Origin of the sequence: Pleomorphomonas carboxyditropha (assembly GCF_002770725.1) — a bacterium.
GTDB lineage: Bacteria > Pseudomonadota > Alphaproteobacteria > Rhizobiales > Pleomorphomonadaceae > Pleomorphomonas > Pleomorphomonas carboxyditropha.
In genome coordinates, this window is the sequence record NZ_NQVN01000001.1 from 376,105 (window position 1) to 398,141 (window position 22,037).

At 67.9% G+C, this 22,037-nt stretch carries 20 protein-coding genes; 15 read left to right on the forward strand and 5 right to left on the reverse strand.

What is annotated here, in order from left to right; genetic code table 11:
- The first annotated feature begins 11 nt into the window (after positions 1–11).
- Together sfsA and map are read left to right on the forward strand one after the other, a co-directional pair.
- Positions 12–701, forward strand: a complete 690-nt coding sequence (gene sfsA / locus CJ014_RS01780) for a DNA/RNA nuclease SfsA (RefSeq protein ID WP_100078796.1) — start codon at positions 12–14, stop codon at positions 699–701.
- A gap of 106 nt (positions 702–807) precedes the next feature.
- Entirely contained in the window at positions 808–1,638 is an 831-nt protein-coding gene (gene map / locus CJ014_RS01785; RefSeq protein ID WP_100078797.1) for a type I methionyl aminopeptidase, read from the forward strand.
- 139 nt (positions 1,639–1,777) lie between these two features.
- On the opposite strand, the gene CJ014_RS01790 is transcribed toward map, so the two are convergent.
- Positions 1,778–2,083, reverse strand: coding sequence for a DUF1178 family protein (locus CJ014_RS01790; protein ID WP_207765642.1), 306 nt, complete (start codon positions 2,081–2,083; stop codon positions 1,778–1,780).
- Between the two features lie 130 nt (positions 2,084–2,213).
- Between CJ014_RS01790 and CJ014_RS01795 the strand changes: the two genes are divergently transcribed.
- Positions 2,214–4,202: a DUF4139 domain-containing protein gene (locus tag CJ014_RS01795; protein ID WP_245427081.1), complete on the forward strand. Its 1,989-nt coding sequence runs from the start codon at positions 2,214–2,216 to the stop codon at positions 4,200–4,202.
- Positions 4,203–4,206: 4 nt separating this feature from the next.
- Here CJ014_RS01795 and CJ014_RS01800 read toward each other — a convergent pair whose 3' ends face one another.
- Positions 4,207–4,542 (reverse strand): nucleoside triphosphate pyrophosphohydrolase family protein, encoded by a 336-nt coding sequence (locus tag CJ014_RS01800; RefSeq protein ID WP_100078800.1) that lies wholly within the window; start codon positions 4,540–4,542, stop codon positions 4,207–4,209.
- A 114-nt stretch (positions 4,543–4,656) separates the two neighbouring features.
- Between CJ014_RS01800 and radC the strand changes: the two genes are divergently transcribed.
- Both radC and CJ014_RS01810 read left to right on the forward strand, forming a co-directional pair.
- A complete protein-coding gene (radC, locus tag CJ014_RS01805; RefSeq protein ID WP_100078801.1) occupies positions 4,657–5,358 on the forward strand; it encodes a RadC family protein in 702 nt (233 codons plus the stop codon).
- Positions 5,359–5,529: 171 nt separating this feature from the next.
- Positions 5,530–8,964, forward strand: coding sequence for an AAA domain-containing protein (locus CJ014_RS01810; RefSeq protein WP_100078802.1), 3,435 nt, complete (start codon positions 5,530–5,532; stop codon positions 8,962–8,964).
- Positions 8,965–9,073: 109 nt separating this feature from the next.
- Here CJ014_RS01810 and CJ014_RS01815 read toward each other — a convergent pair whose 3' ends face one another.
- Complete coding sequence (locus CJ014_RS01815) at positions 9,074–9,877, reverse strand: IclR family transcriptional regulator (RefSeq protein ID WP_100078803.1); 804 nt, start codon at positions 9,875–9,877, stop codon at positions 9,074–9,076.
- Positions 9,878–10,059: 182 nt separating this feature from the next.
- Here CJ014_RS01815 and CJ014_RS01820 point away from each other — a divergent pair, with 182 nt between their 5' ends.
- From CJ014_RS01820 to CJ014_RS01865, 10 genes are all read left to right on the forward strand, one after another.
- On the forward strand, positions 10,060–10,545 hold the full coding sequence (locus tag CJ014_RS01820; protein WP_100078804.1) for a NanQ anomerase/TabA/YiaL family protein: 486 nt from the start codon (positions 10,060–10,062) through the stop codon (positions 10,543–10,545).
- Between the two features lie 36 nt (positions 10,546–10,581).
- Positions 10,582–11,583, forward strand: a complete 1,002-nt coding sequence (gene yiaK, locus CJ014_RS01825) for a 3-dehydro-L-gulonate 2-dehydrogenase (protein WP_207765643.1) — start codon at positions 10,582–10,584, stop codon at positions 11,581–11,583.
- 25 nt (positions 11,584–11,608) lie between these two features.
- Positions 11,609–13,153 (forward strand): sugar ABC transporter ATP-binding protein, encoded by a 1,545-nt coding sequence (locus CJ014_RS01830; RefSeq protein ID WP_425351884.1) that lies wholly within the window; start codon positions 11,609–11,611, stop codon positions 13,151–13,153.
- Between the two features lie 63 nt (positions 13,154–13,216).
- On the forward strand, positions 13,217–14,269 hold the full coding sequence (locus CJ014_RS01835) for an ABC transporter permease (protein WP_100078805.1): 1,053 nt from the start codon (positions 13,217–13,219) through the stop codon (positions 14,267–14,269).
- Positions 14,270–14,312: 43 nt separating this feature from the next.
- The gene (locus tag CJ014_RS01840) at positions 14,313–15,419 is read left to right on the forward strand and encodes an ABC transporter substrate-binding protein (RefSeq protein WP_100078806.1); all 1,107 of its coding nucleotides are present in this window, start codon (positions 14,313–14,315) and stop codon (positions 15,417–15,419) included.
- A gap of 77 nt (positions 15,420–15,496) precedes the next feature.
- Positions 15,497–16,426: an SMP-30/gluconolactonase/LRE family protein gene (locus CJ014_RS01845; RefSeq protein WP_100078807.1), complete on the forward strand. Its 930-nt coding sequence runs from the start codon at positions 15,497–15,499 to the stop codon at positions 16,424–16,426.
- 2 nt (positions 16,427–16,428) lie between these two features.
- On the forward strand, positions 16,429–17,946 hold the full coding sequence (locus CJ014_RS01850; protein WP_100078808.1) for an FGGY-family carbohydrate kinase: 1,518 nt from the start codon (positions 16,429–16,431) through the stop codon (positions 17,944–17,946).
- The gene (ulaD, locus tag CJ014_RS01855; RefSeq protein WP_100078809.1) at positions 17,943–18,596 is read left to right on the forward strand and encodes a 3-keto-L-gulonate-6-phosphate decarboxylase UlaD; all 654 of its coding nucleotides are present in this window, start codon (positions 17,943–17,945) and stop codon (positions 18,594–18,596) included. Before CJ014_RS01850 ends, ulaD begins: the two co-directional genes overlap by 4 nt.
- 4 nt (positions 18,597–18,600) lie before the next feature.
- Positions 18,601–19,461, forward strand: coding sequence for an L-ribulose-5-phosphate 3-epimerase (locus tag CJ014_RS01860; protein WP_100078810.1), 861 nt, complete (start codon positions 18,601–18,603; stop codon positions 19,459–19,461).
- A gap of 117 nt (positions 19,462–19,578) precedes the next feature.
- On the forward strand, positions 19,579–20,079 hold the full coding sequence (locus tag CJ014_RS01865) for a GIY-YIG nuclease family protein (RefSeq protein ID WP_245426974.1): 501 nt from the start codon (positions 19,579–19,581) through the stop codon (positions 20,077–20,079).
- 85 nt (positions 20,080–20,164) lie between these two features.
- Here the strand turns inward: CJ014_RS01865 and CJ014_RS01870 are convergent, their stop codons facing one another.
- Together CJ014_RS01870 and uxaC are read right to left on the reverse strand one after the other, a co-directional pair.
- Positions 20,165–20,389: a hypothetical protein gene (locus tag CJ014_RS01870; protein WP_100078811.1), complete on the reverse strand. Its 225-nt coding sequence runs from the start codon at positions 20,387–20,389 to the stop codon at positions 20,165–20,167.
- Positions 20,390–20,592: 203 nt separating this feature from the next.
- A complete protein-coding gene (gene uxaC / locus CJ014_RS01875) occupies positions 20,593–21,999 on the reverse strand; it encodes a glucuronate isomerase (protein ID WP_100078812.1) in 1,407 nt (468 codons plus the stop codon).
- Positions 22,000–22,037 lie beyond the last annotated feature (38 nt).

A 22,037-nucleotide genomic window follows, 5' to 3' on the forward strand; every position in this document is an offset into this window, starting at 1 on the left:
AACAAGACGCCATGCGCTTTCCCGTTCCGCTGGTGCCCGGCCGGCTCGTCCGCCGCTACAAACGCTTTCTCGCCGACTGCCGTCTCGACAGCGGCGAGGAGGTGACCGCCCACGTCGCCAATTCCGGCTCCATGCTCGGGCTCGCGACGCCCGGCGCCCGCGTCTATCTCGCCCGCTCGGCCGATCCGAAGCGCAAGCTCGCCTGGAGCTGGCAACTGGTCGAGGCGGATGGCGCCTTGGTCGGCATCGACACCGGCCTGTCCAACCGCATCGTCGCCGAGGCGATCGCCGAAGGGCGGATCCCGGCGCTCGCCGGCTACCGGACGCTCCGCCGCGAGGTGCCCTACGGCGCGCGCAGCCGCGTCGACATGCTGCTCGAAGGCGAGGGGCGGCCGCCCTGCTATGTCGAGGTGAAGTCCGTCACCTTGTCGCGCCGGCCGGGAATTGCCGAATTTCCCGACGCGGTCACCGCGCGCGGGGCGCGGCATCTCGCCGAGCTGGCTGCCATGGCAAGCGCCGGCGCCCGCGCCGTTCTTCTCTACCTCGTGCAGCGCGGTGACTGCCGCCGTTTCGAAATCGCCGCCGATATCGATCCCGCCTATGCGGCGGCGGCGCTGGCGGCCCGCGCGGCCGGCGTCGAAATGCTGGTGGCGCGCGCCGACGTCAGCCCGGCGGGAATCGAAATCCGGTCCGATTTCTGACAGAATGATGAACCAGAGCCGTGTACTCGGCGCGGTGCTTGGGTATATGACGACGAAAACGCGAAGCCGTCCGGCTTCCAATGCCAGACTGAGGTTGGTTGATCCGATGATCAATTACGTCGACGCGGCGGTCGCCCCGCTGCGCAACACCGGAGATATTCGCCTTTACGGCGCCGCCGACTTCGAGGGCATGCGCAAGGCTTGCCAGATCGCCGCCGGCTGCCTCGACGACCTCGTCGATATCGTCAAGCCGGGCGTCACCACCCAGGCGATCGACGATTTCGTCTATGGCTACGGCCGCGACCACGACGCCCTGCCGGCCGACATCTACTACCGCGGCTACAAGAAGTCGGTCTGCACCTCGATCAATCATGTGGTCTGCCACGGCATTCCCGACGAGAAGCCGTTGCGCGAGGGCGACATCGTCAACATCGACGTCACCTTCATCCTCGACGGCTGGCACGGCGATTCCTCGCGCATGTATGGCGTCGGCGCCGTCAAGCGCGCCGCCGAGCGGCTGATCGACGTGACGCATGAATCGCTGATGCGCGGCATCGCCGCCGTCCGGCCGGGCAACACCACCGGCGACATCGGCGAGGCCATCCAGAAATACGTCGAGAGCGAGCGCTGCTCGGTGGTGCGCGACTTCTGCGGCCACGGCGTCGGCAAGCTGTTCCACGACACGCCCAACATCCTGCACTACGGCCGCAGGGGCGAGGGGCCGGTGCTGAAGCCGGGCATGATCTTCACCATCGAGCCGATGGTCAATCTCGGCCGGCCGCACGTGAAGGTGCTCAGCGACGGCTGGACGGCGGTCACCCGCGACCGCTCGCTGTCGGCCCAGTTCGAGCATGCCGTCGGCGTCACCGACACCGGCTGCGAGGTGTTCACGCTGTCGCCGAAGGGCTTGTTCAAGCCGCCGCTGAAGGTCGCTTGATATCAACTCGCGAAGATGCTGACGCATCCGCTCGTTGGAGCCATCACGAATTTCTCATGTGCATCAGGGGCATGAGAAATTCGTGATCGGAATGCCAAGGGTCATTTTCAATGCCCTTGGCATGGCCGTGCTTCCTACTTCAGAAGCCCGCCGCCATCGGACAGCCGGGGTTGGCGCAGGTCGACGGATTGCAGGCCGGCTCCGCCGCGAAGGAGGCCTTGGCCGCGCCGAGGCTGGGCGCCATCAGCGCCTTCTCGACCCGCGCGACGCCGCAGGACGGACAGGCGTAGTCGGGCTTTCTCGCCTCCCAGTCGGCCATGCCGCCGAACCAGTCGTCGAAGTCGTGGCCGCAGGCGGCGCAGTGCAGGTTGTAGTGGATCATGGCGAGGCCGTGGTCTCTCGTTGTCGGTCGGCGATAGGTCGCCGCGACGGTCCATCCTGTCAAGCGCAGTCTCCCGGATGGAAGATCGCAAGCCGCAAGGCCGCCACAGGTCGGTCTTCGCGCCATCGCAATCCTCGGGCAGGATCGCGCCATCGGGCCAAATCGTTCCCCGGGGGAGATCAACGTGAAATCGATGCCGCTTGCCGCCGCGCTTCTTGCCGCCGCCTCGCCTCTCGTGCTCGCCACGGCGGCCCTTGCCGCCGACAAGGTGGGCTCCGTGCTGCTGTCGTCGGGCGGCCTGGCCGAGATCGTCCGCACCGTCGATCTTGCGGAAGGGGAGAGCCGCCTGGCGCTGGAAATTCCCGCCGACCAGGCCGACGACGTCCTGAAGAGCCTTCTCGTTAGCGATCCCGCGGGCTCCATCGTTTCGGTCACCCTCGACGGCGCCAACGCCGTCGCCGAGGCGTTCAAGCGCCTGCCGCTGACGCGCGAGGACCTTGCCTCCACCGCCACCATCGCCGCCGCCATGACCGGCTACGCCGCGACCATCGACGACGGCGCCGGCCACAAGGCGAGCGGCGTCATTCTCGGCGTCGCCAAGGTGCCCCGCGCCACCGCAGGGCAGCCGATCGAGCTGCCGGCGGTGGCGCTGCGCCAGGACGACGGCAGTTTCGCCGAAGTGCTGCTCGGCCCCGGCGCGGCCATCGTGTTCGCCGACAAGGAGTTGCAGGCGCGCCTCGATGCGGCGATCTCGACCGTCCGCGCGGCGGCCGACGCCGGTTTCCGCACGCTCGGCATCGAAACGACGGGCAAGGGGCAACGGACGGTGCGGCTTTCCTACGTGGTGGCGGCGCCGGTGTGGAAGGCGGCCTACCGCATCGTGCCGGCCGAGGGCGGCAAGTTTCGCGTCCAGGGCTGGGCGGTGCTCGAGAACGGCAGCGGCGAAGACTGGAGCGACGTTCGCCTGACGCTGTCGTCGGCCAATCCGGTGGCGCTCCGGCAGCGGCTCGTCGACATGTACTGGCGCGACCGCCGCGAGGTGCCGCTGCTGCTGCCGGGCGGCGACGTCAATCTGCTGGTCGATGGCGCGCAGGCGGGCGGCGCTTCGCAGGAGATGTACGGCATGCCCGGCCAGGCGGACCTCGCCGCGGAGGCGCCACCGCCGCCCATGGCGATGCGGGCCCTGGCCATGCCGGCGCCGGCCGCGCCGTCGCGCGGGCCGGAGGCGGTCTCGGTCGAAGGCGACGTCGGCGTCAGCTTCACGCTGCCGCAGCCGGTGACGCTGAAGGCGGGGGCGACGCTGACCGTGCCGATCATCGATGCCGATCTCGACGCCGACGTCGTCTCGCTGTGGCGGGAGGGCAGCGGCAGCGCGCCGCAGGCGGCTGTCTTCCTGTCCAACACCACGGGCAGGAGCGTGCCGCCCGGCATCTTCACCGTCTACGGCGCGGACGGCTATCTCGGCGATGCGCAGGTGGCCGGCATTCCGCCCGGCGAGAAGCGCTTCGCCGCCTTTGCCGCCGATCCGAAGACGCGGGTTGCCAGCGAGCGGCAGCAGAAAACCGACATCGTCGGCCTTTCCGGCGGCGATGGCGTGCTGACCGTGAGGCGGTCGACAGTCTGGACCACCCTCTATCACCTCGCCGCTCCCAAGGACGAGGCGCGTACGGTGATGATCGATCACGCCCGCGTCGCCGGCACCGAAGCGACGACCGATGGCGAGGTGGTATCCGACGAGCCGGGGCGGCTGCGCATCAGGACGGGCGTTGCGGCCGGCGCCGCGAAGGATATCCGGGTGACGGAAACGCGCACCGACGCCGAGGCCGTCCACCTCGTCGACAGCGATCCCGACACCCTGCTGTTCTATGCCTCGACCCGGAATATCGAGCCGGCGGTGGCCGAGAAGCTGAAGGCGATCGCCGCCATCAAGGGGCGGGTCGGCGAGGCCGAACGGGCGATCGAGCGGGCCGAGCAGGCGGGCCGGCGCCAGGCCGACGAGCAGGGGCGCATCCGCGCCAATCTCGAGGCTTTGCCGGAAACCTCCGATAGCGCCAAGTCCTACATCGCCAAGCTCGCGGAGAGCGAAAAGGCGATCGAGGAGGCCGAGGCCGCCCGGGCCGAGGCGCAGACAAGGGCCGACCGGGAGAAGGCGGCGCTCGACGCGGCGCTCGCCGCGTTCTGAGACCTCATGCCGGCGTCTCGCTCCGCAGGCCGTAGATGGGCTCCCAGCGAAGCCATTTCTCCCGCACCGCTGCGTCGAGATCGACGCCGGCGGCGCGGGCGAACAGCAGAAGCTGGCAGAATACGTCGGCCACTTCGGCGGGAAGCTGCGCCGCTCCATCGTCGGCATCACGGCGCGAACGGCCGGTCCGGCTCAGCCACGCCTGAGTCATCTCGCCCATTTCCTCCTGCACCTTCAGGAGGAACCAGTCGCCACCCCGGTCGATGGCATAGGTGGCGGCATAGGCAGCCGAGATCGCCTCGAGGCGATCGGCGAGGGCGTTGAGAGACGGAGCGGACATGCGAATTCTTCCTTCAGTCGTTCCGAGGAAGAGAACACGCTGCCGGTCGCGATGCTGTCAGTATGCCTTGCCGCCAAATCTGCTAGGCTGCGCTTGCTCCACACGGAATCGAACATGGGCGACTTTCAGGACGGCAAGGTCAACCCGCCGCATTACACCGGCCACCGCGAACGGCTGCGCGAGCGCTTCCGCACCGGCGGTGACGAGGCGATCGCCGACTACGAGCTCCTGGAGCTGATCCTGTTCCGGTCGATCCCGCGCCAGGACGTCAAGCCGCTCGCCAAGGAGCTGCTGGCCGCCTTCGGCTCTTTCGCCGAGGTAATCGGCGCCTCGAAAGCGCGCCTCAGGACGATGAAGGGCATCGGCGAGGCGACCATTCTCGACTTCAAGGTGGTGCATGCCGCGTCGCGCCGCATCGCCCGGTCGGGCGTGGTGAAGCGGCCGGTCCTGTCGTCCTGGCCGGCGGTGATCGACTATTGCCGCACCGCCATGGCCTACGAGGACCGCGAGCAGTTCCGCGTGCTGTTCCTCGACAAGAAGAACCGGATGATCGCCGACGAGGTGCAGCAGACGGGCACGGTCGACCACACGCCGGTCTACCCGCGCGAGGTGGTGAAGCGGGCGCTGGAGCTCGCTGCCACGGCATTGGTTCTCGTCCACAACCATCCCTCCGGCGATCCAGCACCGTCACGGGCCGACGTCACCATGACCAAGCAGGTGATCGACGCCGCCACGCCGCTCGGCATCACCGTGCACGATCACATCATCATCGGCCGCGACGGCCATGCCAGCCTGAGGGGGCTGCAACTGATCTGAGGAAGCCGGTTCCGGCCTGTCGGGGCGCCGGCCGCCGGCACGATGCCCGCACTGCAAATGCTGCCCGGCCGCTGATATTCTGCCGAAGCAGTGCTAGAAGCTGTCGGTCCGCCTGCGGCCTCGACAGGGTCGGCAACGCGTCCCATAGTGGTCGTTCGGTAGGTCAAATCCATGACGGATCTCGCCATTCTGAAATATTGGCGATCGGCGGTCGCCGACAGTGCGATCGGAGACGCCTGCCTGACGGGCAGGATGGTCGAGGAATTTCGCAGCCTGTCGCGCGAGGAAGCCGAGACTGGTGTTCTTGGCCGAGAGGCCGTCGATTGGCTGTTTGCCGGGGTACCGGAGCATGTGCGGCGCATCGCCGTCAGCTACCGCCCCCTCCATGTGCGCCGGCAGAGTCGGCATGCCAGATCGCGCGCTGACGGCCTCCCGCTGGAGGTCACTCCGATCGTGACCGAAGCGCAGGTCACGCGCGAAGGCCGGATCATTCCCAATCAGAGCGTCATTGCGCGGGATATTCTCGATCCGCTGGCGCATGGCGCCTTCTCGGTCGGACGCGTCGCCGACCTCGACAGCTTTCTGACGGCCCGGCCCTTTCCGCTCAAGGAGGAAGATCCGGATCTTTGGCAGAACTATCGGGACCACTGGCAACGGATGATGGCCGAAGTCGGCGGTAACTGGCCGGCTTCGGACCCGGAATACCAGATCGTGGGGCATGGGCTGATTCGACCCGCGACCGAGGCGGCCGATACGGTGAGGCATATCCTGTCCTTGCTCGACACGTTGATCCACGAGCAGCCGGAGAGCCCGCTTCTGGCGAATTTCGCACGCAAGACCCCCTGCGATATCGAAGCCGTGCGCCAGGCCCCCTTCCCACTGGCGGAACGTCTCGGCCATTCCAGCGACGAGTTTCCCATCGCGGACCATCAGCGCGAAGTGCTTGCACATCTGGCGGTGGCGCGGGACGGCGACATCCTTGCCGTGAACGGCCCTCCGGGTACCGGAAAGACGACGATGCTCCTGTCGGCAATCGCCGGGGAATGGGTGCGCTCCGCGCTGGAGCAGGACAATCCGCCCGTGATCGTCGCGGCCTCCACCAACAATCAGGCGGTCACGAACATCATCGACGCCTTCGGCAAGGACTTCGGCCGAGGTGAAGGTCCGTTTGCAGGGCGCTGGCTGCCGGATATCAAGAGCTTTGGACTGTTCCTCGCGGCAGCCAGCAGGGAAGCGGAAGCCTCGGCAAAATATCAGACCGAGCGCTTTTTCCATAAACTTGAAACGCCGGAATATGTGAGCCGCGCCGGCGCGGCCTATCTCGAGGCGGCTCGGAACGCCTTGCCGCACCTGAAGCAGGTGAATGTGACGGCTGTCGTCGCTGCCCTGCGGCAGCGCCTGCGAGAGGAAAGCGCTTTGCTCGTTCGGGCCGATGAGGCTTACGCGAAGTACCGCGGAGCAGAAAACGCTGTCCGCCGGCTCCTCGGGGATGATCCGGAAGCCGCCTTTGCAAGACGCCGCGATGCGATGAAGCGCGGCACAGCCGAAAAGGCCGAAGCCGACGCGCTCCTGCACAAATGGGAAGGTTGGCTGGCGGCCGAACCGATGCTGCTTTCGCTGTTCGGCTTTCTGCCGCCGGTTGCGAAAAAGCGGGCTCTGCGAGCACGGCTGTTCCTGCGCGAAGCGGGTGCGCCCGATGACCTTGCCGCGGCCGGCCGGGTCGATGCCATCGACAACCGGCTGAAGACCTGTTCGAGCGATATTGCGGCGCGAGCCAATGAGGCTGCGAAAGCTTGCGATCAGGCGGAACGCGCCTTGGCAGAACAAAGGCTGCTGGAAAGGGCATGGCGCGCGCTGGCGGCGGCTCTTCTCCCAAACTCGGACGGCGCCGATCTCCGGGAGTTCGATCGCGCGGCCGATCGTTCCGTGCGTTTCCGCCTTTTCCTGCTCGCGACCCATTACTGGGAAGGGCGCTGGCTGCTGGAAATGGAGAAGGCATTGCCGGCGCTCCAGCGGGTGCAGCAAAGCGGGCGCGGCGGCAACGACCGCAGCATGGTCGAACCGATGTGGTGTCGTCGGATGATGCTGACGCCGTGCGCCGTTTCCACCTTCGCGACTTTGCCGCGAAAAATGACCTGTCGTGACAATGCGTCGGGCAGCTATCGCACGGAATATCTATTCAATCATATCGACCTGCTGATCGTCGACGAGGCCGGGCAGGTGCTGCCGGAGGTCGCGGGTCCCTCGTTTGCTCTGGCGAAACGAGCGCTGGTGATCGGTGACACCCAGCAGATCGAGCCAATTTCCACGCTGACCGCCGCCGTCGATACCGGAAATCTGATCGAGGCGGGACTTCTGCCGCCCGGCGGCGGCCGGCAGGCGCTGCAGGCTCTCGATAAGGTCGGCCTTACGTCGCGCGGTGGAAGCACCATTCGGCTCGCGCAGTCGGCCTGCCGCTTCTATCCCTATCCGGAGCTGGAGCGGGGCCTCTATCTCTTCGAGCACCGGCGCTGCTACGACGAAATCATCAGCTTCTGCAACGACCTTTGCTACAAGGGAACCCTGCAGCCGATGCGCGGCCCGGCGAAGGACTGCACGCTGCGGCCGATGGGATATCTCCATATCGACGGCATGGCGATATCGGCGGGCGGCAGCCGGTTCAATCCGCTGGAGGCGCAAACCATTGCCGCCTGGCTTGCCGCCAATGCCGGCCAGTTGAAAGCACGATATGGCAAGCGGCTGGAAGACATTGTCGGAATCGTCACGCCTTTTGGCCGCCAGGTTCGCGAAATCCGCAATGCCTGCGCGGCTCTCGGCATTGACGTCGGACGGCAAGGCATGACTGTCGGCACCGTGCACGCGCTGCAGGGCGCCGAACGCCCGGTGGTCATTTTCTCGCCCGTCTACTCCAAACATGCCGACGGCGGTTTCATCGACCTCTCGCCCAGCATGCTCAACGTGGCGGTCTCGCGCGCGAAAGATGCCTTTCTCGTCTTTGGAGACATGGATACGCTGGCTTCCGCCCCTCCGGGCAGCCCGCGATCCGTCCTTGCGAGCTTCCTTTCCAAGGATAGCGCCAACGAGATGGCCTTCGAAGTGCCATCTCGAACCGATCTTTCCAGAGGGACGCGCACGCTCGAATCCTTGCGCGATGCGGCGGAGCATGACGCCTTTCTTTTGAAGGAATTTGCGAACGCCCGGCGCAGGCTTTGCATTGTCTCCCCGTGGATCAACATTGCGACGATGAAGGAGGTCGGATTCATCGGCGCCATCGCCACAGCCCGCGCCCGGGGCGTCGAGGTGGATATCTACGCCGATCCCCGCCTGACCCGTGATCGCAACAAGGCCGGACAGGACATGTTCGCCGAAGCCGATGAGGCATTGACCGGGATCGGCGCAACGCTCCACGCCGTCCAGCAACTTCACAGCAAGCTGGTATGGGCGGACGACTCCTTGCTTGCGGTCGGCTCGTTCAACTGGTTCAGCGCCCACCGGACCGGCGAATTTGCCCGTCACGAGACCTCGGTCGTCTATCGCGGCAAGCATTTGGGGCCGGAAATCCAAACGCTTGAAGACAGCCTGAAGGCCCGCACTCCAACCTATTGAAATGGAGGCCGGCGAACCGGACGGCCGACAGGGGCGATCAGCGGAAGGAAATCGAGAGGCGATGCCGGGCGTTGCGTCATCTCCCCGATCGCGATGGCCTTCGCCGCGCTTACAATTGCGCACCCAGTTCCGCCGATATCCGCCTGGCCGTTTCCTTGAGCGGGCCGAGCAGGCTGGCGAGCCCGATCTTTTCTAAACGCGCCGTCGACAGCGAGATCGACGCCGCATAGGGCACGCGGCCTTGGATGTCGAACACCGGCGCCGCCACGCAGGAGACGCCGAGCTCGTTCTCCTCGCGATCGAGCGCATAGTTGTCGGCGCGGATGGCGGCGAGCTCGTGGAGCATGTCGGCGTGGTCGACGATGGTGTTGGCCGTCAGCTTGACGATGCCGCTCCGGTGGCTCTGCCAGTAGGCCTCGAAATTGGCCGGCTTGTCGTGGGCGAGGAAGATCTTGCCCATGGCCGAGCAGAACAGCGGCAGGTGCTGGCCGATATAGGTGCGGGTGCGGATCATCCCCACCGTCGGCTCCAGCTTGTAGATCATGATGGCGTGGTCGTCCTCGCGCGTCGAGAAGTTGATCGTCTCGCCGACGTCGAGGTTGAGCGCCTCGAGATGCGGCGCCGCCACGTGGATGATGTTGAGCGACGACAGCGTCTTCTGGCCGATGGCCACGAACTTGGTGGTCAGCCGGTAGCTGCCGGGCGACGGCGCCCGCGTCACGTAGCCGGCGCTTTCGAGGCCCTGCAGCAGGCGGTGCGTCGTGCTCTTGTTGAGCCCGGCCAGCTCCGACAGCTTGGCGAGCGGGCAGCCGTTGGGGAAGTTGCTGAGGATCTCGACGAGCTGAAGGCCACGCAGCAGGCTCTGGCTGCCGGCCGGCGGCTCCTGGCCCGGCGCATTCTCCATCTCGGACATTCACCCGTCTCCCGCGTCGCCTCTGGCGTTCCGCCGATGGATTAGTCCCGGCGAAGGGCGCCGTCAAATGGGTGCCGGCGCCTTCAGGAAACTACGGCATTGACAAAGCCGGAGTCCAGCATATACCAAAATGCAGAACGACATTTTGAAATACGAAATGTTGAGGGCGACGGGAGGACGGCGTGCTCAAGGGTTCGATGGACGACGCGGCCTGGCGGGCCGGGCTGCCGGCCGCCTTGCGGCATATGCTGGAGCGGCTCGCCGATCCGGCGCTGCGGCAGGCGCCGGCCGGCCGCCGCGACCTCGACGGCGACGCCTTCCTGATGGTCAACGACTACGCGACGCAGCCGGCCGAGGCGCTGCGCGCCGAGAGCCACCGCCGCTATTGCGACGTGCAGGTGATGCTGGAGGGGGCCGAGCAGGTGGGTTGGGCGGCGCTCGCCGGCGATCCCGATGCCGCCTACGACGCGGCGGGCGACGTCGCCTACCACGTACCCGGTCCGGTGCTCGCCTGGCACGCCTTCACCGCCGGCGACGTCTTCGTCTTCGCCCCCGACGATATCCATCTGCCCGGCGTGGCGCTTCACCGGCCGGCCCGTGTCCGCAAGCTGGTCGGCAAGCTGCCCTGGACCACGCTCGCCGGCGACTGGCCGCCGGCCGCCGGCTGAGCCCTGAACGAAAACGGATTGCCCGGAAGGAAAGCCATGCTGCATCTCACCCATCAGGACCTGAAGGCCGAGTTCCGGCGCGTCCTCCTTGCCTCCGGTCTTGCGCCCGACAAGGCCGACGCCTGCGCCGGGCTGTTCGCCGACACCACCGAGACCGGCGTCTATTCGCACGGCGTCAACCGCTTCCCGCGCTTCGTCCAGCAGATCCGCGCCGGCCACGTCCGCGTCGACGCCGAGCCGAAGAAACTCCTGTCGCTCGGTGCCATCGAGCAGTGGGACGCCTGCCGCGCCATCGGCAACCTGACGGCCACCGCCATGATGGAACGGGCGATCGCGCTGGCCGCCGAGCACGGTATCGGCCTCGTTGCACTCCGCAACGCCAACCACTGGATGCGCGGCGGCTCCTACGGCTATCAGGCGGCCGAGAAGGGCTATATCGGCATCTGCTGGACCAATTCCATCGCCGTCATGCCGCCCTGGGGCGCTAAGGAGTGCCGCATCGGCACCAACCCGCTGATTGTCGCCGTGCCCGGCGAGCCGGTGACCATGGTCGACATGTCGATGTCGATGTTTTCCTACGGCATGCTGGAGGTGAACCGGCTGGCCGGCCGTCAATTGCCGGTCGACGGCGGCTTCGACGACGACGGCCGGCTGACCCGCGACCCGGCCATCGTCGAGAAGAACCGCCGCATCCTGCCGATGGGCTACTGGAAGGGCTCGGGCCTCTCCATCGTGCTCGACATGATCGCCACGCTGCTCTCCGGCGGCCTGTCGGTGGCCGAGGTGACGGAGGAGATGGACGACGAATACAACGTGTCGCAGGTGTTCGTCGCCGTCGAGGTCGACCGGCTGATCGACCGCGGCACGCGCGACGAGAAGCTGAGGCGCATCTGCGACTATGTGCTGACCGCCGAGCGCTCCGACCCCGCCGAGGCCATCCGCCTGCCGGGCCACGAGTTTCCGCATCTGAAGGCCCGGAATGTCGCGAACGGCATTCCGGTGGACGAGCGCGTCTGGGAGACCATCCGCGCCCTCTGACGGCGGCGGGGAGGGGGAGATTTCGATGAAGTCCAGCTCAATTGCGCCAGAGGCCGATGCGCCGATCCTGTCGATGGCGGGCATCGTCAAGACCTTCGGCCGCGTCGCCGCCGTCGACCGGGTGAGCATCGACGTCAAGCCCGGCAAGATCCTGGCCCTCCTCGGCGAGAACGGCGCCGGCAAGTCGACGCTGATCAAGATCCTGGCCGGCGTCTACAAGCGCGACGGCGGCACCATCCGCTATCATGGCCAGGAAATCGCCTCGGCCGCCGCCGTCGGCCGGCGCGGCAGCCAGCCGATCGCCTTCATCCACCAGGACCTCGGCCTGATCGACTGGATGACGGTGGCCGAGAACATGGCCTTCACCATGGGCTTCCCCCGCCGCTTCGGCCTGATCGACGCGGCCGGCGTGCGCCGGCGCGCCGAGGCGGCGCTCAACTTCGTCGGCACCGACATCGACCCCGACGCCCGCGTCTTCGAGCTGTCGCGCACCGAGAAGTCGCTCTTGGCCATCGCCCGCGCCGTCGCCGTCGACGCCGAGGTGCTGGTGCTCGACGAGCCGACCGCCTCGCTGCCGGCCGACGACGTCAAGCATCTGTTCGAGGTGCTGAACCGCCTGCGCGACAAGCGCGTCGGCATGATCTACGTCACCCACCGCCTCGACGAGGTGGTGGAGATCGCCGACGAGGTCTGCGTCATGCGCGACGGCCGGCAGGTGGCCGGCGGCGCCACCGCGCAATACCAGTTGCGCGACCTCGTGCGGCTGATCGTCGGCGAGGAGAAGCGCGGCGACAAGTGGCGGCCGCTGCCGGTCGGCGCTCCCATCCTGCTGAAGGTCGACGGCCTGACGGTCGGCGACACCGGGCCGGTGTCCTTCACGCTGCAGCGCGGCGAGATGGTGGCCCTGGTCGGCCTGCGCGGCGCCGGCCAGGAGGAGATCGGCCGCTGCCTGTTCGGCAAGCGGACGGCCGCGGCCGGCTCGATCGAGCTCGACGGCCGGCCGATCCGGCCGGCCAGCCCCACCGAGGCGATCGCCGCGGGCATCTCGCTGGTGGCCGGCGACCGGCTCGGCGAGAGCCTCGTCATGACCATGTCGGTGCGCGAGAACCTGTTCCTCAACCCCTGCAACCTCGGCCTCAGGCCGGTCGCCCCCTACGGCACTCACGCCGAAGCGAAAAGCGCCTGGGAGGAGGTGGAGCGCTTCGACGTGCGGCCCCGCCTGATCGACATCGATGTCAGCGCGCTGTCCGGCGGCAACCAGCAGAAGGTGGTGATCGCCCGCTGGATGAAGCTCGGCACGCCGGTGCTGATCCTCGAGGACCCGACGGCCGGCGTCGACGTCGGCGCCCGCGCCGAGATCTACGACCTGCTCAACGCGGCGCTGGAAAAGGGCATCGCCGTGCTGGTCGTCTCGATGGACTTCGAGGAGATCGCCCACATCTGCAACCGCGCCCTGGTGTTCAACCGCGGCAAGGTGGTGGGCGAGCTCACCGGCGGCGACGTCACCTTCGGCAACCTGTTGCATCTGGCCGCCGGCGGCGGCGAGGAGAGGGCGGCCGGCGCCGCCTGAGACATTTGCGGCCGGCGGCGACGGGCGCCGCGGCCGGGCAATCCGACACACCGGGAGAACAAGGTGGCCAGTTCATCTGTCAAATCGACCGCGCTGGAGGAGCGCGTCAGCCTGAAGCGCGACGGCCTCGCGCCGGTCCTCACCCAGGCGGCCACCCGCTACGGCCTGCCGATCCTCTGCGTCCTGTTGATCGTGCTGTTCTCGCTCACGACGCCGTCCTTCGCCTCGATGCTGACCTTGCAGGCCATCGTCGCCAGCAAGGCCAAGATGGCGCTCCTGGCGCTCGCCGCCACCATCCCGATGATCGTCGGCAAGATCGACCTCAACGTCGGCTTCGGCATCGTGCTCTGGCACATTCTGGCCATCAGCCTGCAGGTGACCTACGGCCTGTCCTGGCCGATGGCCGTGCTGATCGTGCTGCTCCTCGCCGCCCTCTACGGCCTGTTCAACGGCATCCTGGTGGCGGTGGCCGACATCGACAGCTTCGTCGCCACCCTCGGCAGCGGCACCACGCTCTATGCCGTCGCCCTCTGGCATTCCGGCGGCCGCCAGATCGTCGGCGACCTGCCCGACGCCTTCCTGATGCTGCACCACACCGAGATCGCCGGCATTCCGGTCGGCGGCTTCTACGTGCTGGCGCTGGCCGTCGTGCTGTGGCTCGTCACCGAGCGCACGCCGCTCGGCCGCTGCATGTACGCCGTCGGCGGCAATCCCAACGCCGCCGGCCTCAACGGCATCCCGGTGACGCGCACCATCATCGGCTCCTTCATCGCCTCCTCGGTGATCACCGGCTTCACCGGCGTGCTGGTGGCGGCCGAGCAGGGCGTCGGCCAGGCCAGCGTCGGCATGGACTACATGCTGCCGGCGCTGGTCGGCGCCTATCTCGGCTCGACCACCATCCGGCCCGGCCGCGTCAACGTCTGGGGCACGGTGGTCGGCGTCGCCATCCTGGCGATCGGCATCGCCGGCATCCAGCAGTTCGGCGGCGCCTTCTGGGTCGAGCCGCTGTTCAACGGCACCACGCTGCTGTTGTCGATCACGCTGGCCGGCTACGCCCAGCGGCGGCGCCTCATGAACCAGAAGGCCGTGCAACGCGGCTCGACGAAGAAGGCGTGAGCCGTCCGTTCACGCTCACCAAAGGGAAAAGGGAGAAAACGCCATGACACGACTTGGATTCTTCATCTCGACGGCCGCCTGCGCGCTCGCCGCCGCCACGCTGCCGGTGCGCGCCGACGCCTTCCTCGACGAGGCCAAGGCGCTGGTCGCCAAGGCGACGGCGCCGGTGTCGGCCTGGGACGGCCCGACGTCCGGCCCGGCCATCGCCAAGGACAAGACCATCGTCTACATCGCCTCCGACATGAAGAACGGCGGCGTGCTCGGCGTCGAGGAGGGCGTCGAGGAAGCCGTCAAAGCGGCCGGCTGGAAGATGGATACGCTCGACGGCGCCGGCTCGGTCAAGGACCAGCTCGCCGCCCTCAACCAGGCGATCGCCCAGAAGCCGGCCGGCATCGTCATCGGCGGCTGGAACCCCAACGTCGCCAAGATCGCCCTGAAGAAGGCGGTGGCGGAAGGCATCGTGCTGGTCGGCTGGCACGCCGTGCCCAAGCCCGGTCCGATCCCCGAATACGGCGTGTTCTACAACGTGACGTCCGACAGCGACGACGTCGCCAGGACAGCGGCCATGTATGCCGTCGCCAAGTCGGAAGGCACGGCCAAGGCGATCATCTTCACCGATTCGCTCTACCAGATCGCCCTCGACAAGGCGAACGCCATGAAGGCGGTGATCGAGAAGTGCGCCGGCTGCAAGGTGGTCGAGTTTATCGACACGCCGCTCGCCGACACCTCCAACCGCATGCCGCAGATGACCTTCTCGCTGATCCAGAAATACGGCGACGACTACCAGTATTCGCTGGCCATCAACGACCTCTATTTCGATTTCATGGCCTCGTCGCTGCAGACGGCCGGCAAGGCGGGCGACGGCGCGCCGTTCAACGTCTCGGCCGGCGACGGCTCGGTGACCTCCTACCAGCGCATCCGTACCGGCAACCACCAGACGGCGACGGTGCCCGAGCCGCTGAAGCTGCACGGCTGGCAGATCGTCGACGAGTTCAACCGCGCCTTCGCCGGGGCCGAGCCGTCGGGCTACGTGACGCCGGTGCATCTGGTCACCAAGGACAACATCGCCTTCGACGGTGGCGACAAGAATGTCTTCGACCCGCAGAACGACTACCAGGGCCACTACAAGGCGATCTGGGGCGTCGAGTAAGCCGCGCGTCGCCAGCCACCATCGTCCGGCGCGAAGACTTCTCCGCGCCGGAAGCCCTTCGCTCGGGAAGATCACCCATGTCGGCCTTTCTCTCCTCCACCGACGGCGTCGCGGCCGGCTTCCTGCGGCCCGACAGCGTCCTCAGGCGCCTCGCTTCGCCCGCCGCCTGGGCCGAGGGGCCGGTCTGGCTGCCGGCCGAGGACGCGGTGGTCTTCTCGGACGTTAAGGGCAACCGCATGTTCCGCTGGTCGCGTGACGGTGTGGTGAGCGTGTTCCGCGATCCGTCCAATTTCGCCAACGGCAATGCCCTCGACCGCGACGGCCGCCTCGTCACCTGCGAGCACGGCCGCCGCGGCGTCTCCCGCACCGAGCCGGACGGCCGCGTGCACATGCTGGTCGACCGCTTCGACGGCCGCCGCCTCAATTCGCCCAACGATGTCGCCGTCAAGTCGGACGGCAGCATCTGGTTCACCGATCCGCCCTACGGCATCACCGGCGACGCCGAGGGCTTCAGGTCGGAAAGCCAGGTGATCGGCTGCTGGGTCTACCGCTTCGATCCCGAAACCGGCGAGGTCGACGCCGTCGCCACCGACGTGCAGCGGCCGAACGGCCTTGCCTTCTCGCCCGACGAGCGCCGGCTCTACGTCGCCGACATGTCGGTGGTCGACTTTCCGACCAAGGGCCGCCGCCATCTCGCCGCCTACGACGTGGTCGACGGCCGGCGCCTCGCCAATCCGCGCGTCGTCGCCGTCGTCGAGCTCGGCATTCCCGACGGCTTCACGGTCGACGCCGCCGGCAACCTCTATTGCAGCTTCGAGGCGGGCGTGATGGTCATCGCCCCCGACGGCCGCCGCCTCGGCGTCATTGCCGTGCCCGAGCGCGTTTCAAACTGCACCTTCGGCGGCCCCGATCAGGACGAGCTGTTCATCACCGCCACCACCTCGCTCTACCACATCCGCCTGGCGGCGCGCGGCGTGCAATACGGCCATCTCCTGGAAGGACGCTGAAGATGCCGGTCTGGCTGGGCATCGACTGCGGCGGCACCTTCCTGAAAGCCGGCCTCTACGATGAGGCGGGCCGGATCGTCGGTCTTGCCCGCCGCGGCCTGCCGGTGCTCTCCGAGCGACCGGGCTGGGCCGAGCGCGACATGGACGCGCTGTGGCAGGCCACCTGCCGGGTGATTGCCGACGTGCTGGCGACAAGCGGCATCGCACCAACCGAGGTCGCCGGCCTCGGCATCTCCGCCCAGGGCAAAGGCCTGTTCCTGCTCGACCGCGAACGGCGACCGCTCGGTCGGGCCATGCTGTCGTCGGACCAGCGGGCGCTCGACCGGGTGCGCGCCTGGCAGCGCGACGGCCTGCCGGAAAAGCTCTATCCGCGCACGCTGCAGACGCTCTGGACCGGTCATCCGGTGTCGCTGTTGCGCTGGCTGAAGGACGAGCAGCTGGAGATCTACGGCCGCATCGGCTCGGTGATGATGGCGCACGACTACCTGCGCTTCCGCCTGACCGGCGCGCGTGGCGCCGAAATCACCAACATCTCCGAAAGCAACCTCTACGACATGCGGACCGGCCGCTATGACGGCGCGCTGGCCGATCTCTGCGGCATCGGCGAGGCGATGGCGGCGCTGCCGCCCGTCGTCGGCTCGGCCGAGGTGGTCGGCGGCGTCACGCGGCAGGCGGCGGCCGACACCGGCCTTGCCGCGGGCACGCCGGTGGTCGGCGGCCTGTTCGACGTCGTCGCCACCAGCCTCGCCGCCGGGGTCGAGGACGAGAGCCGCATCAACGCCGTGCTCGGCACCTGGTCGGTGGCGACCGGCGTCGCCGCCGAAGTGGCGCCGAGCCTCGATATTCCCTTCGTCTACGGCCGGCACGCCGAGCCGGGCCTCTACATCGTCCACGACGCCAGCCCCACCTCGGCCGCCAACCTCGAATGGCTGGCCGCCCAGTTCGCCGACCGCGACTATGCCGGCATGGACCGGGCGGTGGCGGCGCTGCCGCCGGCCGCCAGCGACGTGCTGTTCCTGCCCTTCCTCTACGGCTCCAACGCCGGCCTGGGCATGAAGGCCTGCTTCTATGGCCTGCAGGCGCTGCACGGCCGCGCCCACCTGTTGCAGGCGGTCTACGAGGGCGTGGTGTTCAGCTTCCTGCAGCATCTCGACCGGCTGCGCCGCCGCTTTCCCGCCGCCGAGGCGCTGCGCGTCACCGGCGGCCCGGCCCGCTCGGCGGTGTGGATGCAGATGCTGGCCGACGCCACCGGCCTGCCGCTGGAGCTGCCGGCCGTCGAGGAGACCGGCTGCCTCGGCGCCGCCATGGCGGCGGCGGTCGGCACCGGCGCCTTTGCCGACTTTCGGACGGCGATGGCAGCCTTCGCGCCGGCGCTGACGCGCGTCGAGCCGGTGCCCGCCCGCTTTGCCGCCTATGCCCGCAAGCGTGCCGCCTACCGCGAGCTGATCGCAGCCCTTGCCGGATACGAAGAGCGTCTCGCGGCGCTCCGCGCCAACCCATCCCCAGGAATCGCCACATGACCCGTCCCGCCCTGCAAGTCGCCCTCGATTTCACCGCGCTCGAGCCGGCGCTCGCCGCCGCCCGCCGGCTCGCCGGCCACGTCGACATCCTGGAAGCCGGCACGCTGCTCTGCCTTGCCTGCGGCATGGATGCGGTGCGGGCGCTGCGCCGCGATCATCCCGACCACCTGCTGGTCGCCGACTTCAAGGCGGCCGATGCCGGCGAGACGCTGGCCGAGCTGGCCTTCGACGCCGGCGCCAACTGGATGACCGTCGTCTGCGCCGCGCCGCTCGCCACCATGGAGCGGGCGCTCGCCGTGGCCGAAGCGCGTGGCGGCGACGTGCAGATCGAGCTGTTCGGCCATTGGACGCTCGACGACGCCCGCGCCTGGCGCCGGCTCGGCATCCGCCAGGCGGTCTTCCACCGCGGCCGCGACGCCCAGGCGGCCGGCCAGACCTGGAGCCGCGACGACCTCGACCGGCTGAAGGCGCTCTCCGACATCGGCCTCGAAATGTCGGTGACCGGCGGGATAGCCGCCGGGGACCTGCCGCTCTTCCGCGACATCGCCGCCAAGGTGTTCATCGCCGGGCGCGCTCTTTATGGCGCGACCGATCCGGCAGCGGCGGCCATTGGCTTTCAGCAGGCCATCGCCGACATCTGGGGAGCCTGAGGCCATGCGCCGCCATCCCCTCGGCATCTACGAGAAGGCGCTGCCGCCGGGCCTCTCCTGGCCGGAGCGGCTGGCGCTCGCCAAGGCCTGCGGCTTCGACTTTGTCGAAATGTCCGTCGACGAGAGCGACGCCCGGCTCGCCCGGCTGGAGTGGAGCAACGAAGAACGGCTGGCGCTGGTGCGCGCCACCGTCGAGACCGGCATCGCCGTGCCGTCGATGTGCCTGTCCGGCCACCGCCGCTTTCCCTTCGGCAGTCATGATCCGGCCGTCGTCGAACGCGCGCGCGACATCATGGAGAAAGCGATCCGCCTGGCCTGCGACTGCGGCATCCGCACGGTCCAGCTTGCCGGCTACGACGTTTATTACGAGGACCAGGACGAAGGCACGCTCGCCCGCTTCGAGGCCGGCCTGCAATGGGCAGTGGAGAGAGCCGCGGCGGCGCAGGTCATGCTCGCCGTCGAGATCATGGATACGCCCTTCATCAACTCGATCCGGAAATGGAAGGACTGGGAGGCGCGCATCCGCTCGCCCTGGTTCACGGTCTACCCGGATGTCGGCAATCTCAGCGCCTGGCGCAATGACGTGTCAGCCGAGCTCGAGCTCGGGCTCGACCGGATTGCGGCCATCCACCTGAAGGATACGCGCCAGGTGACGGCCGATCATCCCGGCGCCTTCCGCGACGTCGCTTTCGGCGAGGGCTGCGTCGACTTCAGCGGCATCTTCGCCCGGCTGAAGGCGCTAGGTTATCGCGGCGCCTTTCTGGTGGAGATGTGGACCGAAAAGGCGGAGGAGCCGGTGGCCGAACTGATCGCCGCCCGCCGCTTCATCGAGGCGCGCATGAGGGAAGCGAGATTCGAGGCTTGAGGAAACTGGCGGGGCCGACGATTGACAGCTTGCATTCGGCGACGAGCGCGACGACGCTGGGCCTGCCATCGGCAGGCGACTCCTCGCCGGCGCCGACCGTGAACTCGCCTTCCTGAAATGACCGAGGCCGAATTACTCCTGCTGGTCCACCAGCTCATGCCCGCCGACGGGACAATCGACAAAGGCACTCTCGGAGAGGCCGCTGCGGCGCCTGGCGCCTACGCGCTCATCCTTCATCTGGCGGTTCCGGTCCGGTTCTCGCGCACCGGCATGGCCAGCGCCTCGTTGTCGGGCTGGTATGTTTATGCGGGAAGCGCACGCGGCAGCGGCGGTATTCGGGCGAGGCTCCAACGCCACTTTCGACCGGGAAAGACGGTTCACTGGCATGTCGACGAGCTGACGAATGCCGCCGATCGACTGCTCGCCCTGGCGTACCCTCAGGGGGCGGAATGCGACATTGTCGATCGATTGCTACGGTCGAGCCTATTCCAGCCGGCTCTGCGGCGCTTCGGCAGCAGCGACTGCAAGCGCTGTCCGGCTCATCTGCTAAAGCCCGTCCCGGACATGCTCGGAACGCGTTACGGCAGCGCTGCTGAGCCGCCAGAGCTTTTTCGATGAAATCAGGCCCACCGAAAAAGCTCTATCTCCTTGTTAAGACGCATTTTCTTTACGCGAACCGGGGTCCGCTTCGCTCGGAAATGCTTTAGAGGAGCATTTCCGAGGCGTTCCAGCCCACCGGCAACGGCGACGGCCGCTCGATCCTGACATTGCGTGCCTCGAAGCCCTCGACGCCCCGTCCGAACAGCGCCGGCAGGCCGCCCGGGTAGTCGTCGATGCCGACGACCTTGCCGTCCGGACCGGGCGTCCAGGCATTGGCGCGGCCGGCAGCCGCGGAGGCGGGTGCGAGATCGGCTTTCGACGGCCGCATGTGACGTCGAGCACGAGGCGGACGAGAGGCGGGTCGATGAGGCGGGCGAGCGCCTGCACCACCTTGCGGGCCAACCGGCCGGCCGGCGTCAGTTCCAGCGTCGTATGGATGAATTCTTACGGCGCCAGCGCGTCGCCGGGCTTTTGAGGCTCGCGCCGAGAATGTCCCAGTCGCCGCCGGCCCCCGGCCGTCGGCTTCGGCGGTCACAAGCGGTAGGCGGCCTTGGCGAGACGATAGGCGAGATCGTGGGCGATCTCGAAGGCCTCATCGTCGTCGATGCGGCCGGTGGCGACAAGCGTCGCCAGATAGGCGGCGTCCACCCGGCGAGCGACGTCATGCCGGGCCGGGATGGAGCAGAAGGCGCGGGTATCGTCGTTGAAACCGACGGTATTATAGAAGCCGGCCGTCTCGGTCGTCATCTCGCGATAGCGGCGCATGCCCTCCGGGCTGTCGTGGAACCACCAAGCCGGCCCGAGGCGCAGGGCCGGATAGACGCCGGCGAGCGGCGCCAGTTCGCGGGCATAGGTGCTTTCGTCGAGCGTGAAGACGATGATGGTAAGGTCGGCCCGCTCGCCCACCGCTTCGAGCAGCGGCCGCAGAGCCCGCACGTAGTCGGTGCGCAAGGGCAGATCGTAGCCCCGATCGCGGCCGAATCTTTGGAGCATGGGCGTGGAGTGGTTGCGCAGGGCACCGGCGTGAAGTTGCAGGACAAGGCCGTCGTCGAGACTCATGCGCGCCATTTCGGTCAGCATGTGGCCGCGGAAAGCGTCGGCTTCCTCGGCCGTGGCAATGCCCCTCAGCGCCTTATCGAACAGGGCCGCCGCTTCGTCGCGGGACAGATTCTCGGTTCGAGCGGTCGGATGGCCATGATCGGTGGAGGTGGCGCCGAAATCCTTGAAGTAGGCACGCCGGATGCGGTGGGCGTCGAGATATCCGTCCCAGCGCGTGGCGTCGACACCGGCGAGCGCCCCGAATGCCTCGACATTGGCAGCGAAACCGTCGCTATCGGGATCGACCACCGCGTCCGGCCGGTAGGCGGTGATCACCCGGCCGGACCAGCCGCTCTCCCGCAGCAGCCGGTGCCAGCGGAGGTCATCGAGCGGCCCTTCGGTTGTGGCCAGCACCTCGATGCCGAAGCGCTCGAAGAGTGCTCGAGGCCGGAATTCCGGCCGGGCAAGGCAGCCGGCGATGTGATCGAAAACCGCGTCGGCGTTGCTCTCGGCCAGACTCTCGTCGATGCCGAACACCGTTTCGAAGGCGTGCCTGAGCCAGAGCCACGACGGCGTGCCGCGCAGCAGGTGGAAGTGGCGAGCGAACAGCCGCCACACTAGCCGCGAATCCGTCTCCACCGGACCGCCGTCGGCGCGGGCGACGCCCAGCGCCTCAAGCGGCACACCCTGCGAATGCAGCAGACGGAAGACATAGTGGTCGGGGGTGACGAAAAGCCGCGCCGGATCGGGAAACGGGGCATTCTCGGCGAACCAGCGGGGATCGGTGTGGCCGTGCGGGCTGATGATCGGCAGGTCGCGGGTGGTGGCGTAGAGTTCCCGCGCCAGCCCGCGGGAGCGCTCCTCGACCGGGAATAGCCTGTCTTTGGAAAGTCGCGCCATGTCGCCATCTTCTCCTGAGGAAACCCGCGCCGTCCGCA

Bases quoted from the DNA above. Each gene is read 5' to 3' on its own strand.
- sfsA (WP_100078796.1), top strand. From the start codon at position 12: ATGCGCTTTCCCGTTCCGCTGGTGCCCGGCCGGCTCGTCCGCCGCTAC.
- map (WP_100078797.1), top strand. From the start codon at position 808: ATGATCAATTACGTCGACGCGGCGGTCGCCCCGCTGCGCAACACCGGA.
- CJ014_RS01795 (WP_245427081.1), top strand. From the start codon at position 2,214: ATGCCGCTTGCCGCCGCGCTTCTTGCCGCCGCCTCGCCTCTCGTGCTC.
- CJ014_RS01800 (WP_100078800.1), bottom strand. From the start codon at position 4,542: ATGTCCGCTCCGTCTCTCAACGCCCTCGCCGATCGCCTCGAGGCGATC.
- radC (WP_100078801.1), top strand. From the start codon at position 4,657: ATGGGCGACTTTCAGGACGGCAAGGTCAACCCGCCGCATTACACCGGC.
- CJ014_RS01810 (WP_100078802.1), top strand. From the start codon at position 5,530: ATGACGGATCTCGCCATTCTGAAATATTGGCGATCGGCGGTCGCCGAC.
- CJ014_RS01815 (WP_100078803.1), bottom strand. From the start codon at position 9,877: ATGTCCGAGATGGAGAATGCGCCGGGCCAGGAGCCGCCGGCCGGCAGC.
- yiaK (WP_207765643.1), top strand. From the start codon at position 10,582: ATGCTGCATCTCACCCATCAGGACCTGAAGGCCGAGTTCCGGCGCGTC.
- CJ014_RS01830 (WP_425351884.1), top strand. From the start codon at position 11,609: ATGAAGTCCAGCTCAATTGCGCCAGAGGCCGATGCGCCGATCCTGTCG.
- CJ014_RS01840 (WP_100078806.1), top strand. From the start codon at position 14,313: ATGACACGACTTGGATTCTTCATCTCGACGGCCGCCTGCGCGCTCGCC.
- CJ014_RS01845 (WP_100078807.1), top strand. From the start codon at position 15,497: ATGTCGGCCTTTCTCTCCTCCACCGACGGCGTCGCGGCCGGCTTCCTG.
- CJ014_RS01850 (WP_100078808.1), top strand. From the start codon at position 16,429: ATGCCGGTCTGGCTGGGCATCGACTGCGGCGGCACCTTCCTGAAAGCC.
- ulaD (WP_100078809.1), top strand. From the start codon at position 17,943: ATGACCCGTCCCGCCCTGCAAGTCGCCCTCGATTTCACCGCGCTCGAG.
- CJ014_RS01860 (WP_100078810.1), top strand. From the start codon at position 18,601: ATGCGCCGCCATCCCCTCGGCATCTACGAGAAGGCGCTGCCGCCGGGC.
- CJ014_RS01865 (WP_245426974.1), top strand. From the start codon at position 19,579: ATGACCGAGGCCGAATTACTCCTGCTGGTCCACCAGCTCATGCCCGCC.
- CJ014_RS01870 (WP_100078811.1), bottom strand. From the start codon at position 20,389: ATGCGGCCGTCGAAAGCCGATCTCGCACCCGCCTCCGCGGCTGCCGGC.
- uxaC (WP_100078812.1), bottom strand. From the start codon at position 21,999: ATGGCGCGACTTTCCAAAGACAGGCTATTCCCGGTCGAGGAGCGCTCC.